Origin of the sequence: Barnesiella sp. CU968 (assembly GCF_905219685.1) — a bacterium.
GTDB lineage: Bacteria > Bacteroidota > Bacteroidia > Bacteroidales > Muribaculaceae > Lepagella > Lepagella muris_A.
The window spans coordinates 1-2,933 of sequence record NZ_CAJMXD010000365.1; the positions used below are offsets into that span (position 1 = coordinate 1).

The window sequence follows — 2,933 nt, forward strand, 5'->3', positions numbered from 1 at the left end:
CAACCATAAAAGACCTCAAGGAAGCCACAAGATTCACTATATAAAAAATTTCGAATTAAATTTAAACAGTTTCTTAGGCTCCATTCCAAAAAACTCAACGGTTCGTCAGTCGTTGGCAGGGGAGAGCGCCTCGTATGTGAAGGCTTCCCATGGCATGTCGGCATCGGCTTTCCCTTTGTCGAGAATGTCGACTATGTGCATGAGCAAGGGGAAATCCTTGAGATCTACAAGACCCAGCTCAGCCTTGCGACGTATTGCCTGACCCATGATGCGGGTAATCACGAGACTTTCGAGCGTGATGCCGGCAAGGGCTTCCGTAACCTGGTCATAGTCGAGTCCCTGACCCATCAATACGCCGCAGCGGCGTGTGCGCCCGCTGAATATCGTGACGTAGAGGTCGCCCAGACCGATGCATTCACTCTCGAACGTGCCTCCCTGAAGCTGCATGAGGGCGTGGGTTTCCCTTACCGCCTGCGAGAAGGTGCCTGCCTGCGAGTTGTAATGCTGCGGTTCGTCTTCTCCGTGCCAGCGCGTATTGAGCCCGACAGCCAGGGTCACAGCCATGGCGAACGCGTTCTTGAGCGCCACGGCACTTTCAAGACCGATGACATCGTTTGTAAGGGAGATATGATAATATGGACGCTGCATGGCTTCCTTCATCATGCGCAGAGCCTTGTTGTCCTTACCGCAGAAACCGACTTCCGTGGGATCCATGAACACGAGTTCATAGCTGGTACAAGGACCGCCCACGGCACATACGTCGCGATGGATGCCGCGTTTGGCGAGTTCGCTGATCCAGTAGCCAGGATAGGAGAGGAGCGAGCCGTCTTCTGTGGCACGCAGTCCCTTGGTAACTGAAAGCACAGGAATCGCGGGATCAAGCTTTGTCAGAATTTCTTCGAGAAACCAGTCCACGCCGAAAGAGCTGACTCCGCCTATCACGAAATCGGAACCTTTAACCACTTCCTCCCAGTCTTTGAAGTAGTGGAATTTGACATTTTCAGGGAATGGACGGCAGAATTTCTCGTGTTTGCCTGTTTTGATATATCCGTCGATGATCTCGTCATCGAGGCATGTGCCCACGATATGCACTTCGTTTCCATTTTCTGCCGCGGGGAAGGCGAGGGCAGAACCCATCATGCCGGCGCCAATGATTGTAATCTTTCTCATTTTGTTATGAAAATTAGTTTATTAGAATATAGTATTGAAATATCGTTGCTGAAGTTATGGATTGCAAATTTAATGTTTTATTTCATTAAATCAAAAGAAAGTACAGATTTTAGACAGGAGGACAGTAGAAACAGGGCATTTTTTATACTCCTGTTTCTGATGTCCTCCTGTCTAAAACATAATCCGGTCAAAAAGACAATCCTCCGGTCAAGACCGGGATTATTTGCGGGGTTTGGATTCGCAATATACGCAACGTACCGGGGCAACGCCGTCGTCGCAGGGGCGGAAAAGGGAATCGACCTTCTCCATATTGGAAATGCAACGGTTGTTGGAGCATACGTGCTGATTGCGGAGAGTGCCTTCGGGAAGTGCCGGAGGACATGCTACATGTTCCTCGCCAGCCCATTTGAGGAGTGTGAGAATCAACGCCATGCGCACAAACTTGCCGTTCTCAACCTGACGGAAATAAGCGGCGCGCGGGTCGGAATCAACGTCAACCGAGATTTCGTTGACACGAGGCAGCGGGTGAAGCACGCGCAATTCGGGACGTGCGGTCTTCAATTTGTCGGCAGTAAGGATAAAACTGTCTTTCAGACGATCATATTCATCTTCATCAAGAAAACGCTCCTTCTGCACGCGGGTCATATAAAGCACGTCAAGTTCAGGCATTACCTCTTCCATCGAGGATACTTCCCTGTAGTCTACGCCATGTTTGTCGCACACCTCATGTTTCATATAATCCGGAAGGCGCAACTGATCGGGAGCGATAAGGACAACCTTCACACCCGAATGGCGGGAAAGCGCCTTGATAAGGGAATGCACGGTGCGACCGAATCTGAGGTCACCGCAGAAACCGATGGTAATGTCATCAAGACGACCTATCTCGCGCTTGATTGTCAGCAGGTCGGTAAGTGTCTGGGTAGGATGGGCGTGTGAGCCGTCACCGGCGTTGATCACCGGAACGCTCGCGTTCATGGCGGCGACATATGCCGCGCCCTCCTCGAAATGGCGCATCGCGATGATGTCGGCGAAGCAGCTTATCACTTTCGATGTGTCTGCCACAGTCTCCCCCTTGCTGACCGATGTGTTCTGCGCGTCGGAAAAGCCGAGCACGTTGCCACCGAGTTCCATCATTGCAGCCGTGAAGCTGAGGCGTGTGCGCGTTGAGGGTTCATAAAAGAGTGTCGCCAGTTTTTTCCCTTTGCATGCTTCCGCATACGCAGGACGGTTGGCAATGATGTCGAGGGCAAGGTCAACGATTTCCTCTGTCTCCTTGCGCGTCAGATCCGTAGGGTCTATCAGATGTCGCATATCGTGTATAAATTTTATATCATTTCATCCAGGATTCATCGGAAGGATTGTCACGGAATTTCTTTATGGCATCCTTGGCGTCCGCCGATACGTAATTCTCTTCGACGGCAACCTCCAGAAGGGCATCAAGATTGGAAAGAGAGATATTTCTCACACCTGCAGCCTCCAGACGGTCAAGACCCTTCTTCATGCCATAAGTAAAGATAGATACCACACCGAGCACTTCGGCACCCGCCTCGCGCAATGCCTCCACAACGTCTATGCAGCTTCCGGCGGTAGAAATGAGGTCTTCAATGACCACCACCTTCGCACCCGGTTCGAGACGACCTTCTATGCGGTTGTTTCTGCCATGGTCTTTCGCACTTCCGCGCACATATCCCATCGGTTTGCCAAGAATCCACGCCGCTATAGCCGCATGCGCGATGCCGGCGGTAGACGTGCCCATCAGAGCC

At 51.6% G+C, this 2,933-nt stretch carries 3 protein-coding genes; all 3 read right to left on the reverse strand.

Annotated elements, in window-relative coordinates; translation table 11 throughout:
• Window positions 1-105: 105 nt before the first annotated feature.
• Window positions 106-1,170, reverse strand: coding sequence for a glycerol-3-phosphate dehydrogenase (locus JX312_RS11530; protein ID WP_123403132.1), 1,065 nt, complete (start codon window positions 1,168-1,170; stop codon window positions 106-108).
• Window positions 1,171-1,389: 219 nt separating this feature from the next.
• Window positions 1,390-2,481, reverse strand: coding sequence for an aspartate carbamoyltransferase (gene pyrB / locus JX312_RS11535; protein WP_204458087.1), 1,092 nt, complete (start codon window positions 2,479-2,481; stop codon window positions 1,390-1,392).
• Between the two features lie 19 nt (window positions 2,482-2,500).
• The coding region (locus JX312_RS11540) for an orotate phosphoribosyltransferase (protein WP_204458088.1) at window positions 2,501-2,933 on the reverse strand (433 nt) is incomplete at its 5' end.